22 protein-coding genes and 3 pseudogenes are annotated in these 22,299 nt (G+C 40.3%); 13 read left to right on the top strand and 12 right to left on the bottom strand.

Annotated features, from left to right (window positions below):
* The first annotated feature begins 73 nt into the window (after positions 1 to 73).
* From COD92_RS31820 to COD92_RS06880, 3 genes are all read left to right on the top strand, one after another.
* Entirely contained in the window at positions 74 to 211 is a 138-nt protein-coding gene (locus tag COD92_RS31820; RefSeq protein WP_176541414.1) for a hypothetical protein, read from the top strand.
* A gap of 431 nt (positions 212 to 642) precedes the next feature.
* The gene (locus tag COD92_RS06885; RefSeq protein WP_098532522.1) at positions 643 to 969 is read left to right on the top strand and encodes a hypothetical protein; all 327 of its coding nucleotides are present in this window, start codon (positions 643 to 645) and stop codon (positions 967 to 969) included.
* Positions 970 to 1,228: 259 nt separating this feature from the next.
* Entirely contained in the window at positions 1,229 to 1,666 is a 438-nt protein-coding gene (locus tag COD92_RS06880; protein WP_306418582.1) for a hypothetical protein, read from the top strand.
* A gap of 80 nt (positions 1,667 to 1,746) precedes the next feature.
* Here COD92_RS06880 and ftsZ read toward each other — a convergent pair whose 3' ends face one another.
* Complete coding sequence (ftsZ, locus tag COD92_RS06875) at positions 1,747 to 2,898, bottom strand: cell division protein FtsZ (protein ID WP_098995989.1); 1,152 nt, start codon at positions 2,896 to 2,898, stop codon at positions 1,747 to 1,749.
* Between the two features lie 552 nt (positions 2,899 to 3,450).
* Between ftsZ and COD92_RS06870 the strand changes: the two genes are divergently transcribed.
* On the top strand, positions 3,451 to 4,062 hold the full coding sequence (locus tag COD92_RS06870; protein ID WP_098995988.1) for a hypothetical protein: 612 nt from the start codon (positions 3,451 to 3,453) through the stop codon (positions 4,060 to 4,062).
* Positions 4,063 to 4,319: 257 nt separating this feature from the next.
* Here COD92_RS06870 and COD92_RS06865 read toward each other — a convergent pair whose 3' ends face one another.
* Positions 4,320 to 4,580 carry a hypothetical protein gene (locus tag COD92_RS06865; RefSeq protein ID WP_141561081.1) on the bottom strand — a complete coding sequence of 87 codons (261 nt, stop codon included), beginning with the start codon at positions 4,578 to 4,580 and terminating at the stop codon, positions 4,320 to 4,322.
* A gap of 152 nt (positions 4,581 to 4,732) precedes the next feature.
* Between COD92_RS06865 and COD92_RS06860 the strand changes: the two genes are divergently transcribed.
* Complete coding sequence (locus tag COD92_RS06860; RefSeq protein ID WP_098995987.1) at positions 4,733 to 4,912, top strand: H-type small acid-soluble spore protein; 180 nt, start codon at positions 4,733 to 4,735, stop codon at positions 4,910 to 4,912.
* 54 nt (positions 4,913 to 4,966) lie between these two features.
* Positions 4,967 to 5,389, top strand: coding sequence for a CBS domain-containing protein (locus tag COD92_RS06855; RefSeq protein ID WP_098532518.1), 423 nt, complete (start codon positions 4,967 to 4,969; stop codon positions 5,387 to 5,389).
* 248 nt (positions 5,390 to 5,637) lie between these two features.
* Here COD92_RS06855 and COD92_RS06850 read toward each other — a convergent pair whose 3' ends face one another.
* Complete coding sequence (locus COD92_RS06850; protein ID WP_098532517.1) at positions 5,638 to 6,003, bottom strand: putative zinc-binding protein; 366 nt, start codon at positions 6,001 to 6,003, stop codon at positions 5,638 to 5,640.
* A 492-nt stretch (positions 6,004 to 6,495) separates the two neighbouring features.
* Between COD92_RS06850 and COD92_RS06845 the strand changes: the two genes are divergently transcribed.
* Complete coding sequence (locus COD92_RS06845; RefSeq protein ID WP_098995986.1) at positions 6,496 to 7,047, top strand: MerR family transcriptional regulator; 552 nt, start codon at positions 6,496 to 6,498, stop codon at positions 7,045 to 7,047.
* 565 nt (positions 7,048 to 7,612) lie between these two features.
* On the opposite strand, the gene COD92_RS06835 is transcribed toward COD92_RS06845, so the two are convergent.
* The 4 genes from COD92_RS06835 to COD92_RS32690 all read right to left on the bottom strand — a co-directional run bounded on the left by COD92_RS06835 (position 7,613) and on the right by COD92_RS32690 (position 9,806).
* Entirely contained in the window at positions 7,613 to 8,365 is a 753-nt protein-coding gene (locus COD92_RS06835) for a 3D domain-containing protein (protein ID WP_098532514.1), read from the bottom strand.
* Between the two features lie 235 nt (positions 8,366 to 8,600).
* Positions 8,601 to 8,837, bottom strand: coding sequence for a hypothetical protein (locus COD92_RS06830; protein ID WP_098532513.1), 237 nt, complete (start codon positions 8,835 to 8,837; stop codon positions 8,601 to 8,603).
* Between the two features lie 155 nt (positions 8,838 to 8,992).
* On the bottom strand, positions 8,993 to 9,181 hold the full coding sequence (locus COD92_RS06825) for a DUF2187 family protein (RefSeq protein ID WP_098532512.1): 189 nt from the start codon (positions 9,179 to 9,181) through the stop codon (positions 8,993 to 8,995).
* Positions 9,182 to 9,671: 490 nt separating this feature from the next.
* Complete coding sequence (locus COD92_RS32690; RefSeq protein ID WP_255295249.1) at positions 9,672 to 9,806, bottom strand: hypothetical protein; 135 nt, start codon at positions 9,804 to 9,806, stop codon at positions 9,672 to 9,674.
* Positions 9,807 to 10,002: 196 nt separating this feature from the next.
* Here COD92_RS32690 and COD92_RS06820 point away from each other — a divergent pair, with 196 nt between their 5' ends.
* On the top strand, positions 10,003 to 11,634 hold the full coding sequence (locus COD92_RS06820; protein ID WP_255286818.1) for an SWIM zinc finger family protein: 1,632 nt from the start codon (positions 10,003 to 10,005) through the stop codon (positions 11,632 to 11,634).
* A gap of 382 nt (positions 11,635 to 12,016) precedes the next feature.
* Here COD92_RS06820 and COD92_RS32685 read toward each other — a convergent pair.
* A pseudogene (locus COD92_RS32685) lies at positions 12,017 to 12,207 on the bottom strand (thioredoxin reductase); the annotation flags it as partial.
* On the opposite strand from COD92_RS32685, the pseudogene COD92_RS32680 reads away from it, so the two are divergent.
* A pseudogene (locus COD92_RS32680) lies at positions 12,195 to 12,373 on the top strand (iron chelate uptake ABC transporter family permease subunit); the annotation flags it as partial. The pseudogenes COD92_RS32685 and COD92_RS32680 sit on opposite strands and share 13 nt — an antisense overlap.
* Positions 12,374 to 12,414: 41 nt before the next feature.
* Here the strand turns inward: COD92_RS32680 and COD92_RS06805 are convergent.
* The 4 genes from COD92_RS06805 to COD92_RS06790 all read right to left on the bottom strand — a co-directional run bounded on the left by COD92_RS06805 (position 12,415) and on the right by COD92_RS06790 (position 18,068).
* Complete coding sequence (locus tag COD92_RS06805; RefSeq protein ID WP_098995984.1) at positions 12,415 to 12,651, bottom strand: phosphoheptose isomerase family protein; 237 nt, start codon at positions 12,649 to 12,651, stop codon at positions 12,415 to 12,417.
* A gap of 97 nt (positions 12,652 to 12,748) precedes the next feature.
* Positions 12,749 to 14,536, bottom strand: coding sequence for a response regulator (locus COD92_RS06800; protein WP_098995983.1), 1,788 nt, complete (start codon positions 14,534 to 14,536; stop codon positions 12,749 to 12,751).
* Complete coding sequence (locus tag COD92_RS06795) at positions 14,508 to 15,374, bottom strand: CheR family methyltransferase (protein ID WP_098995982.1); 867 nt, start codon at positions 15,372 to 15,374, stop codon at positions 14,508 to 14,510. Before COD92_RS06795 ends, COD92_RS06800 begins: the two co-directional genes overlap by 29 nt.
* Positions 15,375 to 15,383: 9 nt before the next feature.
* On the bottom strand, positions 15,384 to 18,068 hold the full coding sequence (locus COD92_RS06790) for a response regulator (RefSeq protein ID WP_255295248.1): 2,685 nt from the start codon (positions 18,066 to 18,068) through the stop codon (positions 15,384 to 15,386).
* Between the two features lie 307 nt (positions 18,069 to 18,375).
* Between COD92_RS06790 and COD92_RS06785 the strand changes: the two genes are divergently transcribed.
* From COD92_RS06785 to COD92_RS06770, 4 genes and pseudogenes are all read left to right on the top strand, one after another.
* Positions 18,376 to 19,845 (top strand): circularly permuted type 2 ATP-grasp protein, encoded by a 1,470-nt coding sequence (locus tag COD92_RS06785; RefSeq protein ID WP_098995981.1) that lies wholly within the window; start codon positions 18,376 to 18,378, stop codon positions 19,843 to 19,845.
* A gap of 163 nt (positions 19,846 to 20,008) precedes the next feature.
* Positions 20,009 to 20,971 carry an alpha-E domain-containing protein gene (locus COD92_RS06780; RefSeq protein ID WP_098995980.1) on the top strand — a complete coding sequence of 321 codons (963 nt, stop codon included), beginning with the start codon at positions 20,009 to 20,011 and terminating at the stop codon, positions 20,969 to 20,971.
* On the top strand, positions 20,968 to 21,840 hold the full coding sequence (locus COD92_RS06775) for a transglutaminase family protein (RefSeq protein WP_098995979.1): 873 nt from the start codon (positions 20,968 to 20,970) through the stop codon (positions 21,838 to 21,840). Before COD92_RS06780 ends, COD92_RS06775 begins: the two co-directional genes overlap by 4 nt.
* Before the next feature lie 56 nt (positions 21,841 to 21,896).
* Positions 21,897 to 22,198 (top strand): annotated as a pseudogene (locus COD92_RS06770) (iron chelate uptake ABC transporter family permease subunit); the annotation flags it as partial.
* Between the last annotated feature and the right edge of the window lie 101 nt (positions 22,199 to 22,299).

Genomic DNA, 22,299 nt, shown 5'->3' with positions numbered 1-22,299 from the left:
AGATTTTTTATGTATAAGAGAGTGATAGTTTGGGAATAGTAGTAGTAAAGACATTCAAAGGGAGATGGAAGATATGAATGATCAATTACTGCTATTATCGGAGTTTGTTAATGAAGACGGTTTTGAATTGAACAGCTATCTTACTCATCTATTCGAGCATTTTTCTAGTCTATCAAATAATGATGATATCAATTCGGAGCCAGCCTTATAATAGGTTGGTTTTTTCTTATTGCTAATATTGTTTTTATATACTACAGTGGAGGACCGAATGGGCGTCCTCTTCGGACACTACCACCTCAATTTCCTACCTGCCCTGTCCGAATACACGTCCTCTTCGGACACTACCATCTCGATTTCCTCCTTGCCTTGTCCGAATACACGTCCTCTTCGGACACTACCACCTCGATTTCCTCCTTGCCTTGTCCGAATAGGAGACTTATCACGCAGGCATGGACCTCGGGTTCTTCTATTTCTCTCCAAATGACGAGTACAGCTTCATCCCCCTTTGAAATGGTGTAAAAATACTATTAAATCATTTAACAATAGCCCGAAATCAAAATGTAAATATTCTGTCACTCTAATACAGTTGATGTTAGGCATTTGCAGGTATAAACTTTACTTACTATTTGAGGAGTGATTAAGTTGAAAACTGTACTCGTAAACGAGCTAACATTTAAGAAAAAATTGTCGATGATTGAGCAATTTTCTATCAAGGATTTCCTATTTAGATGGGTTGGTGAACCAGCAGAAGGATTAGATGACTTCCTCCCACTTGAATACACAGAGAATGTCTTTGCGAGGATGGAGGCAAAACAGGAAACCACTTTACTCATTAATGAGGACGAACATTTTAGATATGCGACAATAACAGAAGATAATCAGATCGTTATAGGTGTGCTAGATTCGAATGAAGAATTAAAGCATAGAATCATTTCTCTGGATGAGGTTTTAATAGGTAAGCACTCTTAGGGTGCTTACCTCTTTTATGTGTGATAAATAGCGGCTTTTGCTTTCATCCAATCTACAGCCTTTTGAGTATTTCATTTTGTTTATTTTAACCAGGTTGCAACTATGCACAAAACATGTAATAGAAAAATATGGTTCGGTCCTGACATAGGTATAAAGGCTAAAGGAAAATAGCAGGATTTACTTTCCACCTTCATTTTTTAAAAATAAAGATATGAAGAGCATCAAATTGCTGTGAATTAAATTCTTCGGAAAGGTAGTGATGGGAAAGTTGCTTTATATATGGGATATTGAGGAGATCATTAAAAATACATTGCAAGAGCACAAATTAGATCTTAATTATGAAATAAACAATAAATTACCTGCACCGATGAGTTTTAACGTGTCTACAAAAACTATTAAGTTTAACTACCTGCAGATAAATGGATACATAGCCAATATTAACTTTAAAATTAAAGAGACAGATGAAGACTGTGTTAAACTTATTCTTTATCATCAGCTCGGCTATTATTTAGATTTTAAGAAAAACAAACATGATTTACGCACTCTAAAGTATGGTGAGGATGAAGAAAAAGAACAGCTTCTAGCTTTAATAGAAAGGAATTCCTGGGAATTCGGCAGAACCTTGGTACCTGAGAGATTATTAAAATCATATGATAAAGTACGTTCCATAGACCAAATGCTGCTAAAAAACTATTGAAACAAAATACTATTGTAATTTGGAGAGCAAAAAAAATTCCTGCCTTTTAGTCGTAAGCAGGAATTTTTGCATTTTATTAATTATCGTCTTTTTCGATTGCGCAAGAACGTAGGAATATTAAGAGATTCTGCCGAGTTTTCTGAGTGTCGATCATAATCTTGAACGGGTGTGCCATGGTTTATCGGATAGGGTTGTTTATGTCGCCTAGGTCGTTCCCTTTGATATGGATTATACATTTTTTCCTCTGATGGTACGGGAGAATTTTGTATTACAGTACTCTCTTCTTTAGCCTCTTGCTCAGTAAATCCAGTGGCAATGATCGTTACAATCATTTCGTCCTTTAAGTTTTCGTTAATGACCGAACCAAAAATCATATTTAATTCCTCGTGAGAAGCAGCAGCAACTATTTCAGCTGCCTCCTGTACTTCATAAAGACTTAGATTTTGACCGCCCGTTATGTTCATAATAACACCTTGAGCTCCATTGATAGACGTTTCGAGTAAAGGACTATTTAAGGCTTTCTGCGCAGCCTCAGCAGCACGATTGCTGCCAGTAGCCATACCAATTCCCATTAAGGCCGTTCCTTTATGGGACATAACTGTTTTCACGTCAGCAAAATCAAGGTTGATTAAACCTGGCACCGCAATTAAATCGGAAATCCCTTGAACCCCTTGGCGAAGTACAGCATCCGCTTCACGGAAAGCCTCAAGCATAGGTGTATTCTGTTCGACTATTTCCAATAAGCGATCGTTTGGAATAATAATTAAGGTATCTACAGCTTCCCTCATGGCGTTAATTCCAATTTCCGCGTTCATTGCCCGTCTCTTGCCTTCAAATTTGAATGGACGGGTAACTACCCCAATGGTCAGAGCACCTTGCTTTTTAGCCATTTTAGCAATGGCAGGGGCTGCCCCTGTGCCTGTTCCACCGCCCATTCCAGCCGTAACGAAAACCATGTCTGCATCTTTTAATACTTCATCGATCTGATTTTTGCTTTCTTCTATTGCGAATTTTCCTATTTCGGGATTGGCACCTGCTCCTAAACCACGTGTCAGGGATGTCCCAATTTGCATCTTAGTCTCTGCTTTTGATTGATGAATGGCTTGTGCATCTGTATTAACAGCAATAAATTCTACACCTTCCACTCCGTCCTCGATCATACGGTTCACGGCGTTGTTTCCCCCGCCGCCAACACCGATCACTTTAATCGTGGCCAATTGGTCCATATACATGATTACTCCTCCTCGTTATCCAAATTGATTTGATCTTTGTACAAATCAAAGTTACCCGAAGAACTAATTTTTACTTTTTAAGTCTAGTAGATTGCAATGGAGAATACTTTGACGTTCTCTGATAGCACCTGATGAAGTAAAGATATGTAAGAGGTTATCGTGGTTATTGTTTAGTCTAAGTAACATTAATCATATTGTCCAGTTAAGTCCTACCTACTTGTTAAAAATAGTTAAAATAGCACATATTTGTTTAATAGTGTGTACTAGGCAATCAAAAATGTTGTTGCAGTAAGAAAAAAGATCCGAAATATACAAGATTCTTTTTCAGGACTTTCAAGAAGGATTTCAACAAAAAAGGCCGGATCCTCCTGGATCAAACACAGCCTTTAATTGAATATTAAATAGCTTATTAATTACCCACCAAATCTCAATACACGTCCCTATCAATTTCTTCAAAGTGTGAAAATTGTCGAACTTTACTTAAATACTTTTTTTCTACTATATTGTAAAATTATTACAGCGGTTTAGGTTTCCAATAACTGGAGGTTCGTAATGAGAAAAGTAAAAGTATTGATTCTGACGGTTGTGTTCCTTTTGACTATGGCTCTGCCAGCAATGGCACAAAGCAATTCCCCTGTATACAAAGGTTCTTTTCAAGATGCTTCATTCTATGGATCAGAAGGTACTGTCGATACCTCTGTATACCTTTCTACTAACTTTGAAGGTAAGGATTCTTATATCCTTTATTACCAAACCTACGATAATGAAAAAGATGAATACTATTATGGCAGTGCTGTAGTACCAGCAACCAAAGTGGTCTTTGACATTAACAAAGGTACAGCCAAAGTGAATCAGACAGTAGAAGTAAATAAAGTTGATTTTACTTGCGATGAAGAAGGAAATTGCACTGGCGATGAAACTCCTGCTGGTACTAAATCTATCAATCTTACCTGGGCGTTTAATTCAAAGAGTTATTCTACCTCAAAATACACTGACAAAAATGTCCAGATCGATTTCAACCAGTACATTAAACTTTCAAAGGGAACTTTCAAAGATTACTATAATGTCTCGGTTTCCGGAACGGTCGATGGTAAGGGGACTGATAGTTTTGAGTATTCCGGTGGTAATGTATCCACTGGTTCTTCTTTCGCAATAATTAAGTAAACATTCCGCTAATAAAATCCAAAAAACCTAAATCCTAATTGAATATGTACATAAAAGGCCGGTTAGCATTAACCGACCTTTTATTTTGTCGCTAAGCTTGGAATTTAGCAGCGGCGATATCTTTAGGATGGATGCTGTGAAAAATCTTTTTATGTTATGCCATCCCATAAAAGGTATCGATAACCACGGTAGTAATACCATTATAAAATTAAGTAACCTTTGATTTTTTTAGACATGTATTTACATCCTTTTTATTTTTAGTGATGCATCCCCTTTAAGTATCCAGGAATTTGAGTATAGTGATTTTTGTCATTCATTTCGGGATTCCATAAATGTTCCGAAGCTTCCAGCACTTTTTCTTTCAATCCGGAATCCTCTTGCATTAATTCATCAATACTTGTGTCCCCTGTTCTTAATTTTCTCGTAACGAAATTGATATATTCTTCTTTATAACCTTTTAGCTTACCTTCTAAAAACATATGTTGTAATTCGTCTGCGATCATTTTTTCTTTATTCATGATTACCTCCAAGGTATTGGATTGAATTCTCTAAGTTATCTTTTTTATAATTTGTTAATGACAATAAAAACATTCTTAGTGGATTTTTCACATAAACGAATTCACAAAAGGAAATATTATATTTGTTCCAAAGCAAAAAGGGGGTAGATAAAATGGACGCACAAAGAGCACAAGAAATTTCATGTTCACCAATTATGGCTAATGTAACCTGTAACGGAAGACAGGTCTACATTGAACATGTCGATCAACAAAATGGAACAGCTACAATTCATCATCTTGATAATCGAAATGATAAACTAAGTGTTTCTATATCCAATCTAATTGAAAATTAATAAGTTGAGATAATCAAAACGATCAATTTTTAGTAGAAAAGGAAGGAATACAAAATGACAATAGTACAAGATATAATGTCAAAAAATGTACAATGCTGTACACCCCATGATCCTGTAACAGCTGCAGCAAAAATTATGCGTGACATCAATTGTGGTTCCGTACCAATTTGTGAAGGTAAAAAAGTGGTAGGCATGATTACCGACCGTGATATTGTCATTAATTGTGTGGCTGATGGAAAAGACTGTGGTTCTGTACATTGCCATGATTGTATGACATCGGATGTTATTACTTGTTCTCCTGAAACGGATGCCCATGAATGTGCTCGAATGATGGCTGATCATCAAATTCGCCGTATTCCAGTAGTACAAAATGGAGAAATGGTCGGAATTTGTGCAATTGGTGACTTGGCAACAGTTGACATTCATATCAACGAAGCTGGGGATGCGTTAAGTAGTATTTCTCAACCGCTTCAATAAGTATTTTTTTAAATGAATCATATGAAGGAATACACCTGAGCTTGATGGGTCTATTCCTTTTTTATAATTAATAGCGTGCTTCGGCTTCGGCAATCAAAAATGTGTTGGCAGTCTATTTTATGAATGAAAAAAGAGCCCAAATATACAAGAAGTGCATAAGAACTTGCATATTTCAGGCTCGACTATTTTATTTATTATTGTGTTTTCTCTCTCAACCCATAATATTGTTTCAGAAATACAATCAACGATTAAGAAGGATGATTAATAAGTTCCAAAATACGTTGGTATACACTTATATAAAGGGCTTGGTCAGGGTCTTTACCATTTATCTTTGGTACATCAAAGTCAGAAAGTACAAAATGATGTTTGGGCTGAACTTCATGTCTTGCTAAAGAACTTTTGCAACAAGATAAGGGACATCCATCAATTGCAATGATATCTCTTCCTGATTTTGCTGTTCTGACAAGTGGTTTGACATCACCCCCAACACCAGCGATACAAGACATTTCAGCTAATTTTTCTCGATCCATTTTTATTGCAATCATGTTAGCAGTTTGTGCGGCTGATGAACATCCAGAGCATGAATACACAATCGGTAAGTCATTTTTTTTCACCGTTTTATCCCCCTTTACGTCTTTTGATTAACTAAGCTACGTGTTCTTAATGACACAACCTTAGCTAAATAACTAAAATTCATTTTAATTTATTTGTTATTTAATATCCGTGAATAATGTCACTTTTCAATCAATTTAAAAGTAAAGGAAAGATGAAGAGTCTCCATGCAGCAGAGCTCCACGACAAAGAATGAAAATGGATAGGACTTGTCGATAATATTTTAATTGTCAAAGCCAAAACACATCAATTAATTGCCAGAAACATTAATAGAGTCATAACAAAAAAGCGGGAAATTTGGCTCTATTTCCTCATGAGTAAGTCCAGCTCACCTTTTTCTTGTTCTTTTATTAAGTCTAGTTAACAGTCTTTTTAAAAATAGGTTACTCTCTATTAGTTCGACAAACTTCAAAAATTTTCTTTGTTATAATGGCTTTATCTAGCCCAAAGTAAAAATTAGTATATTTAAAAGTTTCTAGCGGAGGTGTAATGTTTTGAGTGAAATATATTCACCTAAAAACGTCCAAGACTTGCTCGGAATAGATAGCAGTACTTTACGGAAGTATGCCATTCTCTTGGAAGGCCATGGGTATCCTATTCAACGTAATACTAAAGGACACAGAGGCTATTTTGATAAAGATGTTAACACTCTCCGCAAATTAATAGAATTCAGTAAGCAAGACGGTGTGCCTTTAGAACAGGCAGCTATATCTGTGATGACAATTGTTTCTGAAAAAGATAGTACGGAAACTCTTGAAGAAGCAGTACCCTTAGAGACGACTAATGACCAGGATATTAAGCTGGATTGTAACCATGATGAGCTATTAGGCCGTATCGAACATTTGGAGCAAGTAAACTTAGATTTACTCATACATTTGAAGGAGAAGGCGGTGCGGGAAGCTTCCCTAGAAGAGAAGCTTAATCAAATTTTAAATTATGTAAAACGTACTGAGCAATTGCTGGTTGAACGAAGTAAAATAGAGGAAGAAACAAGAATGCAGATTGCAGCCGCCAGCCAGAAGAAATGGTGGAAGTGGTGGAAATGAGATCGAAACCGCAGCAATCTAGGCATGCAAATTAAATAAACCCTTAATTAAAAAGGGCATTGCTTTCGTAAGCAATGCTCTTTTTTAACGAGTTTTTTCATATTTATATATTAATCGTTTTTAAGCATGCCTTCACGCTGCCTCACCCATCAGTTAAAAAATAATAATTTATTGTTATGAAACTTATAATATTGTCAAAACTGAGAAGAGAATATGAGGATTAATAGAGGTGGTAAAAATGAGGAAACTAAATAAATTAGCCGATTTATGTTGGGAAGGCCTAACTTTACAACACGTGACTTATAAAGAGGTGGTTATTCCTTATCTATTATTTTTTATCCTTACCTTCATTTTTGAACTATTTTTATCTTTTTTGTTCATCTTTTCTTTTTTTATTTTTGGTAGCTTTGGATATAAACCTAATTTTCAATACTACATAAGCGGTGGTATTTTAATTCTTATGTTAATCATGACGGTTCCACTAATAATTACAATAGTAAAAAGAAGCACGGGGACGGTTCTCCTGCTTCCAAAGAAGCAATAGAACCGTCCCCGCGCTTCGACCTTAGTTTAATATTCTTACTTTTACATTTTTGCGGCCCCATTGAAGTGCTTGCTTTACAGTAGGAAAAAGAACGTCAATTTTATTCCCTTTAATTGCGCCGCCTGTATCGCCTGCAATCGCTTCTCCATAGCCTTCTACCCAGACTTTGGTACCGAGCGGAATCACTTTCGGATCTACCGCAATCAGCTTCATGTTTGGATTTTTACGAATATTGTAGCCTGCAGCTGTCATTCCACTAGAAGATTCCAACGGTGTATATGCCGTCGCTTCAACAATGAACTCTGCTGCTGCTTTTACTGCGGTTTTAACTACATATTGCTTACTTACATAACCTGTTCTGCCATTATAACTAATTTGATACCAGCCGTTTCCAAGATCACTTTTTACGTTAACAGCTTGTCCTCGGTTTAATTTGCCCATCAGGGCGTAGTTCGTCCCAGCTCCGGAACGGACGTTTAGAGATGAGGCATTAACGTAATAGGTTCCTCCAGTTGATGTACTGGTTTCTTTTGTATATTGTGAACTTACATAACCGATTTTACCTTTATAGCTAATCTTTAGCCAACCATTTTGACGACTCTTCACGTCCAATGCCTGACCATTTGTTACTTTTCCAATGATGAGAGAGCTCGTAGCGGGACTTTGACGTACATTCAATACATTTGCATTGACAACGGTAGCCGCTTCGGCCGATGCCGTAAAAAGACCAAACCCAATAAATGCAGCAGCTGCCATACTGATTATTTTCCTCATATGTATGTATCCTCCAGCACTTCTCTTTTTTTCCATTATAACAACTACAAAGTTAAAATAGAGAGAATACTAGAATTATAAATGAATTTGTAAATTTTTTAATAGTTTTGTAACATTTTGGAGCATGGGGACGGTTCTAATGCTTTTGTCAGGAATGAAACCATTACTCAATAAGAAAGGCTGCCATTATGTGGCAGCCTTTCTTTAAATCTTAATACTCATTCATTGAAGAAAATTACATACTTGTCTCTTTTTCAGCAACTCTTTGTTTATGTTCAAGATACCCACTAATTTTAACCGACTTATTTTTATAAATAGAACGTAAATTGATATCAATCAAGGACCCAGCAATCAAACCTAAAAAAACAACTGTTATTGAAAAAACATCGGATCTTAAGGCGAAAAACAGAGCAACAACACATAAGGCTATACTAAAGAAAAATTCACTTACTAAAAAATGGATTTTTTCCAATTCGCACACTCCTTATTATTAATACAAATTAAGTTCTCGGATAAATGTCTATTTCCTTTTTTCTTCTTCGTTTTTTTTAAAATAAGCCTTTTCTCCTGGTAAAAAAAAACTTGGGTAATAAAAACTGGATAGCCTTTTAAGACTATCCAGCACTTCTATGCCAAAACTTTATAATTTTTGTGTGCTATGACTGTTATATTTTCTTTAAACTCTAATTCGGTATTATTTTCGGTTATCTTCGTAATCACAGAATTATCATAAACCTTCTCAACGATCCCTTTGACTCCATTTTTAAAAAAGATACGGTCGCCTATTTCTGCTTTTTTTTTCGCTTTGAATAACATATGAATCCCTCCAAATGAAACAAATTTCATTAAAGAATCTTGATTTGAACCTCATTCTAATAAAAAGAATTATTTCATGCTATTGTTTTTGTCATTTTTAATAGAAAAGTAAAGTTTGTAATTTAACTACCCATGGCATTGTGATAGGACTGCAATTTTTGTAACTTAATTAATATATATTATCTGAATATTTTGTGTTATAATTACTCTACCAACTTATATATATTATAAAGTTGGAGGTTTACAAAAAAACACAGAAGGAGGAATTGTTAATGGATACTTGTATCAAATGTGGAGAAGAATTAGCGATTATGGAAAGGAATCGAGTGGAATGCTGGGAGTGTAGAGACACAACAATAGAGGCTTATGCAGAATCAGATTAATGGAAGCGGGAAATAGCTCATTTTTCCATATCTCCACTATGAAGCTAACCACTTTCATTCAAATCAAGCATCATGTTGTGCAACACTCCCTCGAGTCTACTTCTCAATCAGATTGTTACGGTAATTTCTCTTGCGTATAGAATCGCCAGCCATTTGAAGATACTGGCAATGGAGTTCAATCCAATAAGTGTGAAACTAATTTCATCTGCCAAACAACGAGTTAATACAGCGATTTTTTCCACTTTATATTCTCTAAGAATTAAATTCAGTTAAATACCACTAATCCCACCATAAAGGTGGGATTTTTCATTATTTCTGCTATCCTTCCCTTCGAACTTAATTCAGAAATTAGTTTGTGTGAATATAGACGAATTACCTAATCTTGAATTTTTGGTTATAATAGAGGAATATGGATTTTTTTAAAAGGGGGTTGCGGCCTTGGAGTCCACACCTGCTAGTGAACAAATGGAATATTTTGAGGAACAAGTTCGGGAGCTGCTCGTTCCCACTGATACAGAGGATGCGAAGCTTGTCCAAAAGGGATTAATGCTGTACCGCCAAGGGGTGGTGAAGCAATTACAAATATTTAATGATAAAATCACGTCTACCGTCCAAGACGTGACGCCTTGCTATGTAAAGCTGGATTTAGTCTTTGCCTCGATGAGTACGTGTACCTGTCCAGCTGAGGGCTTTTGCCGCCACCAGGTGGCGACCTTTTTCGCCGCGTTTTCCAAGTTTGGCAGTGTCGGGGACTGGATAACTGCTTGGCGTGAGCCTGCACGCGAGCAGAAGGAGGCTTCCGACTGGGGTATGCAGACAGCCAAGGATTTGATTAAGGCGAACGGTATCTTAAAGCCAGACTACAGCCGCTGGGTGCAGTCGTTTGAGGTGAGCTTTGATACGCTGCTTGCATCGAAAAAGTATACAAGCCCTTATGTGATTCCAGAGTTGTACGGGATTTATGAGCGACGGATCCATGCGAGCGCGCCAGTTGAGCAAGAATGGCGGTTGCTATATGAAATGGTTGCGATTGTGGTGTCATTCCGAAAGCTGGCGGCGCTAAGTGAATCTCTTGGGCATGATGAGGATACGGTAAGGCGTGCCTATCTTCACTTATTTCACAATTTGTTAGATGATGCGGAAGAACTGGCTATTAAAATTGGCGTACAGTCTCTGCCATTTGCGTTTGATGAGTTTATTGAGCGGCTGAAGGATGATGCGTTTGACCTCTTGCGGTGTGCGAATGGGTTGGAGAGTGAGCGGATTCATTTGTACCGGCATTTATGGGTGGTATTTTTCAAAAAGAAGGCGTGGCGTGAGGCTGAGTTGACGAAGATTGAGGCCGCACTAAAAGGGCTTCAGGATTGGGAGAGCCCATTGGTACTGATGGTCGCCGGTGTCCACCTCAATCTGCTTATTGGGAATGATGAGACGGCGCTGAAGCTGATCGGCCAGTTTGCCGATGAGGAGATTGTTCCTTATCTGCTTTATTGGATTGAGTATTTGTCTGTTTTGAAGGCGTGGCGCCGGGTTGGAGTTTTGATTGAGTTATTTTTGCAAAAAGTGAAGGCGTATTTGGCGGCGTTAGGCGGTTATCATAGCTGTGTGACGTTTGCTCGGAGTGCGATTAAAAGTGTGACCAACTATTGTGGGGAGAATGAGCGGTTCGATTTGTATGAGCGTGCTTTGCTTGTGATGCTGCCATATAGTTTTGGGGAGTATGAGTATTTGTTGTTTGAGCGCAAGCAGTATGACCGCTGGGGCGAGCTTCAGGCGTTTGTCGGGCTGGATTTTTATGATTTGCCGAAGGATCGCTTGAAGGTGATTGAGAAGGAGCGGCCTGAGGTGCTGCTGGGGATGCTTCATCAGACGGCGCAGCGGGAGATTGATCAGAAGAACCGGTCGAGCTATAAGATGGCGGTGCGGCATTTGAAGAAGCTGCGTACGTTGTATAAGAAGTTGAAGCGTGTGGATGATTGGGAGTATTTCCTGGAGACGCTGATGGATCGGACGAAAAGATTGCGTGCTTTTCATGAGGAGTGCCGGCGTAGTAAGTTGGTGGATGTTTAACAAAAGTTGTCAGTGGGCTATCCGGTATTTTTTCGGTGGCCACTGGCTTTTTTTTGCCCCAACCTGCATGCCTTTTCCTTCTATAGGCACAATTAATCTTTTTTTTGACCGTATCGCCATGGTTTCTTCCTGCTACGGGCACAATTATTTCCTTTTGTGACCGTACCGCCATGACTTTTTCCTTCCACGGGCACAATTATTTCTTTTTGTGACCGTACCGCCCTTACTTCAACCTACTTCGGGCACAATTATTTCTTTTTGTGACCGTAACGCCCTTACTTCAACCTACTTCGGGCACAATTATTTCTTTATTGTGACCGTACCGCCATAACTTTTTCTATTCCACGGGCACAATTCACCCTAACTCAATTCGCAAAACACTCTATTTTAATAACTGCCTTACTATCTCCTTATTCCGCTGTTTAAACACATCATTATGCGAAGACACCATCGCACTTTTTTGAGCATCCGGCTGGATAAATTGTTTTGTTTATTAACCGCATTAGTGGCATCCTGAAAAGCGCCCGCTATTAAATGGACTTTCCCATCGTACATCAGAATATCTCCTGCCGCTTGTCGCCTTTCTTAGTGCATTGTTACGGCCTGCTTAATTTACCTATTTGCCTTTCAGAGGAATAAAGGTCTCGCGCCTGTAAGGTTAGTGCTGGTTGGGATTGGGTTTTCGGTGGCATTACCGGGGGCGATGATTGTGCTGATTTCATTCTCTCATCCCATCAAAAAGAAGTACTAAGCCCAAGGCCTAGTACTTCCGAAAGAAAGCTAACTAATTTTTTTACTTTCCAATTTCTGATGAAATCTAGGATCCTTCGGGATACTTGGATCCACTCCTCTTAACGGCGGAATTTGAGCACAGATTAACTGAACAGGAATGATGTATTCATAGGTTTTATAAAATGGATGATTAATAAATTCCACTTTCATATTTTGCGAACTTTCCTCAACATCACGGCTAATCACATAAGTAATCTCTGTCCAACCGGATAGCACCTCAATCAATTTTTCAACCCGCTTCTCTACACCTGTCTCTAAAGAATATCAGTTAACGCTTGTTCTATATGTTTGATAAACCTAGTTTACTCTCGGACAGCCCCCTCTATACTTGCTCCGCCTTAAAACAAACACTAAATGTCGTCCCTTGCCCGCTTGTTTCCACCTTTATTTTGGAATTGTGCCGGGCAGCTACACTATGGCAAACGGATAAACCCAATCCCGTGCCGTGTACCTTTGTACTAAAGAAAGGGGTGCCGATTTTTTCAAGCAGCTCTTCCTTGATGCCGCAGCCTTGATCCTGTATCTGCAGGACAACCTCATCCGCTTCATGGAATGTTTTGATTGTCAGCGTTCCGCCGTCCGGCATCGCCTCGATACCATTCAGCGAAAGATTGAGGATCAATTGGCGAATCTCTTTTTCATCTAATTTTAATAACGGACATTCACTCAATTCAAGGCTGACATGGTTGCCTGTGCACATGGCCTTTGCCTGGATGAGTGGGAATAATACCTGTATGACAGAGTTAAGATCCTTCAATTTTCGTTTTTCCGGATTTGGTTTCGAAACTGAAAGAAACTCCGTAATGATGTTATGGGCGCGGTCGAGTTCCTCGATCATAATATCAAAATACTCAGGGCTGGAGGCATCTCTCGACATCTGCAAAAAACCACGAACGGTTGTCATCGGATTGCGAATCTCATGGACAATGCCTGCCGCCATTTCCCCCATTATATTGAGACGGTCAAAACGGACCATTTCCTTCTCCAAAAAAACCCTATCAGTAATATCGGTGATGACACTAAGAAGGAATTCCTCCCCATGAATTTTTACAATTTCCGTTGATAATAAGCCCTCGCGGAGATCGCCGAACTTTGTCAAAAAGCTCATCTCCGCATTGCGGACCTGTTTCTCCGCATCGAGGGGTGCAAAATCGGTTCCACAGCTGTCATCCGTATCGATAATATACTGCAGTACGTCAGACTGCCTGCCAATCACTTCATCATAATCAAAACCGGTATTATTCACCCAGCTTTCATTCACATTGATATATCGCTTATCCGTCAGTGATCTTAATGACACCATGCATGGTGTGGCGTCAAATATTTTCCGGAAACGTACTTCCTCCGTCTGTTTACGCCCGGTAACATCCCGAATGGAACAAACGTAAATACGCTGATGCTCCATCCTTGCCTCGCCAATCTGAACATCTACAGGTAACCGGAAGTCATCCTTCCGAAGGGCAAACGTTTCAATCGTCTTTCCTAAACAGGACTCATGATCCCCTTCTACCATCAGCCCCGGAACGATGATACTGATATGATTTCCGATCAGTTCCTCCGGTGTATAGCTAAACATGCTCGCTGCTGCGGGGTTAACCGTTAATACGTATCCTTCTTCATCCAGAGTAGTAATGGTATCAATCGAGGTTTCCCCGATGACTTTCAGCAATTCATTTTGGAGCTTAATTTGCTCCTGGTACCGATGCATGGTCACAATTGCTTCAACCTTCATTTTCAGGGTTTCCGGATGAAACGGCTTGAATATATAGTCGATTGCCCCGGCAGAATAGCCTTGTCTCACATGCTCCATCGCCTGACTAATCGCGGTGATAAAAACAATCGGAATATGCTTTGACTTTTCCCTGGATTTGATGAGCCTGGCTGTTTCAAAACCATCCAGCCCCGGCATTTGCACATCAAGCAAAATGACGGCAAAGTTTTTAGTCAGCACCTGTTTCAGTGCTTCCTCCCCGGAATAGGCACTGACTAAATCATATTCAGGAGAGTCAAGCACCCCTTCAAGCGCCAGCAGATTTTCAGGACGATCGTCGACGATTAATATATTGACTTTTCGTGTTTCACTACTTAATTTTGCGGTATAGTTTTTCATTCGAATCTATCTCCTCATAACACCCGGCCTTACTGGTAAAGGCAATTCTTTCTTTTTGGCCAAGCCCCAGAATTCCGGATACAATTAAACTTTCAAAAAACAAGTCATGGACACGATTTTGCAGCTTGGTATTAAAATATATCATCACATTTCGGCAAATGATCACGTGAAATTCATTAAACGAGTGATCGACCGCCAGATTATGGGGAGCAAACACGACATCTTCACACAGAAAGGAGTGAAAGGCCGCCTGTCCGTCTTTTACGGTGTAATATTCACTGAATGCTCTTGTTCCTCCGGCCTTTAAATAATTCTTGGTATATAACTGCATTCTTTTTAGGGGGAAGGCCCCCTGTTTTGCTATTTTTAGGATTGGTTCATTCATATCTGTCGCATAAATTCGCGTTTTTTCAAGCAAGCCTTCCTCATGCAGCAGGATTAACATCGAATAGACCTCTTCTCCTGAAGAACAGCCTGCATGCCAAATGAGAATCAACTCATATTCCTTTAAAAGCGGTACGACATTTCGGCGAAAGGACAGAAAAAAATCCGGATCACGGAACATCTCCGTTACATTAATAGAAAAGTCCTTCACCAAAGTCTTCATGGCCTGGCGATCATGGAGAACTTTTTCCTGTAAACCCGATACAGTGGCCAGCTTTTCAGCTTGAATTCGATGCCAAATTATCCGCTGAACGGACGAGAACACATAGTTTCGAAAATCGAATCCATAATGCCGATAGATCGCTTCGAGTAACAGCTCCATTTCGATTTTCTCAAGCTCATCTGCCGTTTCTGTTTCACATAATATCTTTTTGTCTAATGATTCGTTTCCCATTGCTTCCACCTATTTGTACAGCCAAACCTGCATCAGCGAAAAAAGCTGATCAAGCTGAACAGGTTTGCTGATGTAGTCGGAGGCACCCGCCTCAATGCATTTTTCCCGGTCATTTTTCATCGCCTTGGCAGTAAGGGCAATAATCGGCAAGGCTTGGTATACAGGGATTTGCCGAATAGCGGTAATCGCCTCATATCCATCCATTTCCGGCATCATGATATCCATCAGGACGAGCTCAATGTCAGGATTTTCTTGCAGGAGCTTAATCCCCTGGCAGCCATTTTCGGCAAACACGACTTTCATCTGCTTTTTCTCGAGAGCTGTCGTAAGCGCAAAAATATTGCGCATATCATCATCGACAATCAAGATTTTTTTGCCATACCAGAAGGGATCACTGCTCTGTAACAAAGGAGTCTCTTCCTCAATTGTGGCTGGTTCTTCAAGGGCCGCAGCAGCTTCTAACTGAAAACTTCCCGCTGCAGCAGGATCGTCCACTCCATCTATAGGTAAAAATAAGGTAATCGTGCTTCCTTTGCCTTCGATGCTTTCCATCTGAAGCACTCCGCCTAACACCAGGGCGATTTCCTTGCTAATCGATAATCCCAGTCCCGTTCCGCCATATTTCCGGCTCGTTGTGCCATCCCCTTGATGAAATGCTTGAAAAATCAGGTTTTGCTGCTCTTTCGGTATCCCGATTCCTGTATCTGTGACCGAAAAAGCAAGGGCTGAGTCGATATTTTTCATTTCGGGATATTGGGATAACGCCTCTTTCTCCGCTTTGAAGATCCGCAGCATTACCTTGCCTTGATCGGTAAATTTCATCGCATTGGACAGCAAATTTTTTAATATTTGAAGCAGCCGGTATTCATCGGTAATGATCGTTTCAGGCAATCCTTCCTCCTGCTGAACGGTAAACTTCAGGCCCTTCTGACGTGCCACAGGGAGGAACTGTTTTTCCAAAGAAGTACCAATGCTCATCAGGCTGGCTGCATCCGGAATAATATCGATTTTTCCCGACTCTACTTTGGACAAGTCCAGAATGTCATTGATTAACTGCAGGAGGTCCTTTCCGGACGAATAGATGGTGCGGGCAAATTCCACTTGTTTCTCCTTTAGATTTCCATCGTCATTGTCTGCAAGCAGGCGGGCCAAAATCAGCAAGCTGTTAAGCGGAGTCCGCAGTTCATGCGACATATTGGCGAGAAATTCCGATTTGTACTTTGAACTGAGCTCAAGCTGTTCTGCATTTTCTTCGAGCTCCATTTTGGTTTTTTCCAGTTCGTTTGACTTTTGTTCGGCGTGCTTATATTGTTCTTCGAGTTTTTCGTTAATGCTTTGCAGTTCTTCCTGCTGGAGTCTTAACTCTTCCGATTGGCTCTGAAGCTCTTCGGTTAACGCCTTTGATTCTTTTAACAATTTTTCAATCTGCATCCGGCCGGCCACACTGTTAATGGTAATTCCCACATCGTTTAATACCTGTTTAAGCAGCGTTTGCTGGATGGAACTGAACTGATCAAATGAGGCCAGCTCAATGGCTGCGATCACTTGCCCTTCAAATTCTACCGGCATAATGATTATGCTGGCCGGCTGGGCCGCCCCTGTCCCGGAAGAAATTTGGATATAGTGCGCTGGAATATTCGTAAGCAGCATCATTCTGTTCTCCAATGCAGCTTGTCCGACCAGTCCTTCCCCGAAGCGTACATCCGGTGAAATCATTTCCTGGCCGCGATACGCATAGGCGGCCACCCTACGGAGACGTTTTTGCTCCCTGACCCCCTGTGTGACATAGAAAACACCGTAGCTCGCTCCCATCATCGGCGTGATCTTCGTAATGAATAGCTCCGCTAACGTCTCCAAATCATGAATACCTTGGTACATGGTCGCCATTTCGGTAATATTTGTCTCTAACCAGCTTTGTTCATGAAGAGCTTTGGCCATTTCATTAAAAGCCTGGGCGATATCTCCGGTTTCATCTTTGGAGCGGACCTCAATGCGCGGCAATGGCGTACTAGCTTTAAAATCGGATGTGACATCAGCAATCACTTTCGTTATTTTAAATAGATTGCGTGTAATGTTCCGGGATAACAGAAGTCCAATTACAATAGTAGAAATAAAAGCCAAAATACTTAATAGGAGGGTCGTTGTCATCACCCTATCAACCAGCTCTGTATTTTTTTTGATCCCTTCCTCCATTAATTGCTGGTTGCGCTCGGTTATGAATTTGGCAGTAGGCTGCAGCTGTTTACCGATCGGCAAAACGTGCCTAACGAAATAATCCGAAGCCGCTTGCTGATCATGACTGTTTTCATAGTTCGCAAGTAAAATTTCATATTGTTTCTGGAATTCCTTATTAAGTCCTTCTAACTTTGCTACAGCCTCTTTCGTCTCCGGTCTGATGACCAAATACTTCGTTTCATTTACTAGATTATGTAAAGTAGTATTGGCTGTCCGCAGTTCCGATAAAAAATCCGGACTTTGCGTCAAAAGATAGCCCCGTAAACTGCTTGTCTGCTGCAGGGCCAACACTTGAATATCTTTTGTATTCGATAAAATCTGTACCCGCCGATCCATCAATTCCGAATAGGATTCGTTGACCTTGGTTATGTAATAATAGAAAATTAAACTAATGCTTCCAAAAAATATCGCAGCTGCTAAGAACCCTATGAACATTTTTTTCCCGATTGTTAATCTCACACTAAACCCCCGCCTATTACACTATTCCTACTGTACCTCTTTTCAAAATACTCTGTCTTTTCCTATGATAACATATCGAGCGTTAAGAAACATAACATGAATATGTCACTTAATCACCTGCTATCATAATGCATTTTTTACCATCTATTTCTAGTGTTCACAATATTGTCACAAAATCGTCACAATTTCGAGACCTCTTTCGACAAACTGGCAGATTCTGTTTAGCATATACTTATCCATGTTGAATGTCGTGTTATAAAAACTTACATATAAAAGGTGACCAATGAAAAAAAGGTGGAGGAACAAAATGATAGACATGGTAGCAAAGAAGAAGAAAAATCATGTATTTTCCGATTATACAAATCTTACATTCTATGACGAAACATTTGATCAACTCGGTTTTGTAAGACCCCCTTATCAAAGACTGTACCAGCAATTCTCAAAGATGGAGACAGAAGAGCTGCATCATCTTAACTCATTCATGCAATCGCAAATGGTGAAACAAGGAATAACCTTCACGCTGTACAGCGACAACCAGGACGATTCCTCTCTAGAACGAACCATTCCTTTTGATATGATTCCAAGAATTATCACTTCCAATGAATGGCAGCAGCTGGAGCAAGGCCTCAAACAAAGAGTGAGGGCCTTAAATGAATTCATACGGGATGTTTACCATGAACAAAACATTCTTAAGGACCAGGTAATTCCTAGAAAAATGGTTGTTACCAATCCCTATTTCCGCCCGGAAATGGCAGGGTTGGATATTCCGAACAACGTTTATATTCCTTTGTCTGGAATCGATCTGATTCGAAGTGAAACCGGGGAATTTTATGTTCTTGAAGACAATTTGCGCAGCCCTTCCGGTTTGTCCTATGTCTATAAAAACCGCTCTTTGATGATGCATCTTTTCCCCAAGTTATTCTTTGAATACCAGGTTCGGGATATTGATTATGGTTTGAACGCCTTATTAAGCAGTTTACGAAGCCTTGCTCCCAATGGCAAACCGGATCCTCTCGTTGTTCTGCTTACACCGGGTGTACATAACGCAGCTTATTATGATCATAGCTTCCTGGCCCAAGAAATGGGGATTGAGCTTGTGGAAGGAAGAGACCTAACCGTTATTGATCAAAAAGTTTACTTAAAGGGAATTCAAGGACTTCGGCAGGTAGATGTCATTTATAGAAGAATTGATGATGAATTCCTTGACCCACTTGCTTTCCGCCCCGATTCCTTATTAGGTGTTCCCGGACTGATGAATGCTTACCGGGCAGGCCAGATCGCTATCGCTAATGCCCCAGGAACAGGAGTCGCCGATGATAAAGCGATTTATGCTTACGTTCCGGAGATGATCCGGTACTACCTGAAGGAAGAACCGATCTTAAAAAATGTTCCTACTTATATTCTTTCGGAACAGGAAGACAGAGAGTATGTTCTTTCTCATTTATCTGAAATGGTGGTCAAGGAAAGGAGCCTTTCCGGAGGATACGGAATGTTGATCGGCCCTACTGCATCGGAACACGAACGCCGGGTATTCGCCGAAAATATTGTCCGTTTTCCCGATCGATATATTGCCCAGCCAACGATCAAGCTATCATGCGCCCCTTCTCTGTCAGATGGAGAAGTGTACCCGTGCCATATTGATTTACGCGCCTTTGTCTTTATGGGGAACGATATTCATATTGTCCCGGGCGGGCTTACTAGAGTAGCACTGAAAAAAGGCTCCCTCGTCGTTAATTCGTCACAAGGCGGCGGGACCAAGGATACTTGGGTGTTGTAAGAAAAGCGGAGGCGCCTCCCACCAGCTTCGACAGGCAAATGTTCTTCGGCAAGAAAAGTCCGCCTTTTGACTTTTATTGCCGAAGGTTATTTGAACCCGAGGAGTTAGGTGCAGGAGCGGGACAATTCTCAAAGTCTATAAAAATTTAATGAGGTGAAAAATCATGATGAATCGATGCGCTGAATTGTTGTTTTGGGTAGGCCGTTATATGGAAAGAGCAGAAAACCATACGAGATTGATCGATGTTAATTATCATATGCGCCATGAACTGAAAGGAATAGACAATAATCAGGACTATATCTGGGAAAGGCTCGTTTCCGCGATTGGGGATGTTGATCTTTTTAAGACTCGTCACCTGGATATTAACGAAACATCCGTTCTGGAATTTCTAACTTTTGACCGGCGCCATGCAAATTCTATTTTTTCCTGCATCCAGCAAACAAGAACGAATATGCGGGCTTTACGCCAGCTGCTGCCAAGCGAACTATGGGATACGATAAATGATTTTTTCCTGTGGTTAAAGGAACAAACGGTCAACACCGTGATGATCCAATCTCCTCATATATTCTATCAACGCGTAAGGGAATGGATCTCTCTGTTCAATGGAATAGCAGAATCTGTTATGGTTCGGGGAATGGAGTGGAATTTTATCCAAGCCGGCAAATATCTGGAGCGGGCGGAAAACACCGTGCGTATTCTCCATTCCATCTTTACGAATTTTATAAAAGATGGCTTTCCTTATAGGGATAAGGATCACTATAATCGCATGATTGTTCTGCTCAAGTCGGTCGGCGGCTATGAAGCCTTCCGCAAGCTTCAAGCGGATGAAGTAACCTTCACAAAAGTGACGGAATTTATGATGCTAAATCCGGGGTTTCCGCGTTCCGTCCATTTCGCATTAACCTCTTTGGACAGTTGTTTAAATGCAATTAAGCAGCAAGACTATCATTTTGCGATATTATCAGAACAAGTGATTCAATTGACAGCGCAAATCAAAGCTATTCTTGCTGGCGGACATCCTGAATTCGACGGACTGCTCCCGCTTAACGATATGTTAATTTCCTGCCATCAACTAGGAATCGATATTTCAAAAACCTTTTTTCAGGAGGAGACCATTACAGCGTGAAATTACAAATATCTCACCTTACCCATTATACCTATCAGGAGCCAGTAACGGACAGTGTCAATGAGATTCGGCTTTCACCGAGAACAGATGACCGCCAATCCTGCTGTAAACATTCGATTGTGGTTGAGCCCTCGGTCCCTCTGTTTACATACGAAGACTATTTTGGCAATACCGCTCATTTTTTTACCGTACCTTCCCCTCATCGGGAGCTTTTGATTCATTCTTATTCCATTGTGGAAACCGATGAGAAAAATCATGACGCCAAAAATCGGCTTCCCTTTGCAACCGAGCGGGATATTTTAAGCAGTGAACCGTTTCAAAATAAGTATGCGGAATATTTAATGGAAACTGGTTACACCCGCATCACTCCTGAATTAAAAACATTTTGTCGGGAAAGAATCAACGAACGGAACGCTGGCAATGTATATGAGCTGCTAGAACAAATTTCAAGCACCATTTATTCATATTTTACTTATGATACTGAAGTCACTCATGTTCATACAACAGTGGAGGAAACCCTCCAGTTAAAAAGCGGGGTCTGCCAGGACTACGCCCACCTGATGATTGCCATCGGCCGGATGTTTAATATCCCAGCCCGTTATGTCAGCGGCTATCAATTTATTGGTGATTTAAACGACGGTCAAACCGAGGTTCAGCACGCTTCTCATGCCTGGGTAGAAGCCTATGTCCCATTAACAGGGTGGATGGGTTTCGACCCTACCAATAACGGTAAAGTAAACTGGCGTTATGTAAAAATCGGCCATGGGCGGGATTATAGTGATATCGTGCCGGTTAAAGGCGTATATCAGGGCACCAATAAACAGCATTTGCAAGTAACTGTCGATGTGAAAAGAATAGAAGAAAATTGAAACTAATTAACAAGCCTAACAGAGGCTGTTGAGAGTCCAAAGAGTTCATCTCATTCGGGATGGGGCAAAAAATTACACAAATAAAGACGATTCTTTTTATCGTAATTATTCTGCTTGCCGGTGCTTCTGTTGTACTGGTCGGAAATACGGCCTTTATTGGCTTAATGGTTCCACATGTCGTGCGGGCAATGGTCGGGACGGATAATCGGTTGACCCTGCCAATGAGTGCGATTTCCTGAGTGCTTTTATGCTGTTTACCGATACACTTGGCCGGACCATCCATTCACCCTATGAAACACCCGTGTCCGCGATTGTTGCCGTGATAGGGCTGCCGTTGAATTTACAGTTAAAAATGTAACTATATTTGCACAGTATTTTGAAAAAAGGAATAAACCCGTTTCCCCCGGTTCATTCCTTTTTTTATTAATATGAAAATTTCTTATTGAAGCGGTCGAGAAA

This window comes from Bacillus sp. AFS037270, from assembly GCF_002585305.1.
Note: the sequence above shows the minus strand (reverse complement) of the source record. Positions and strands in the feature narration are given on the sequence as shown.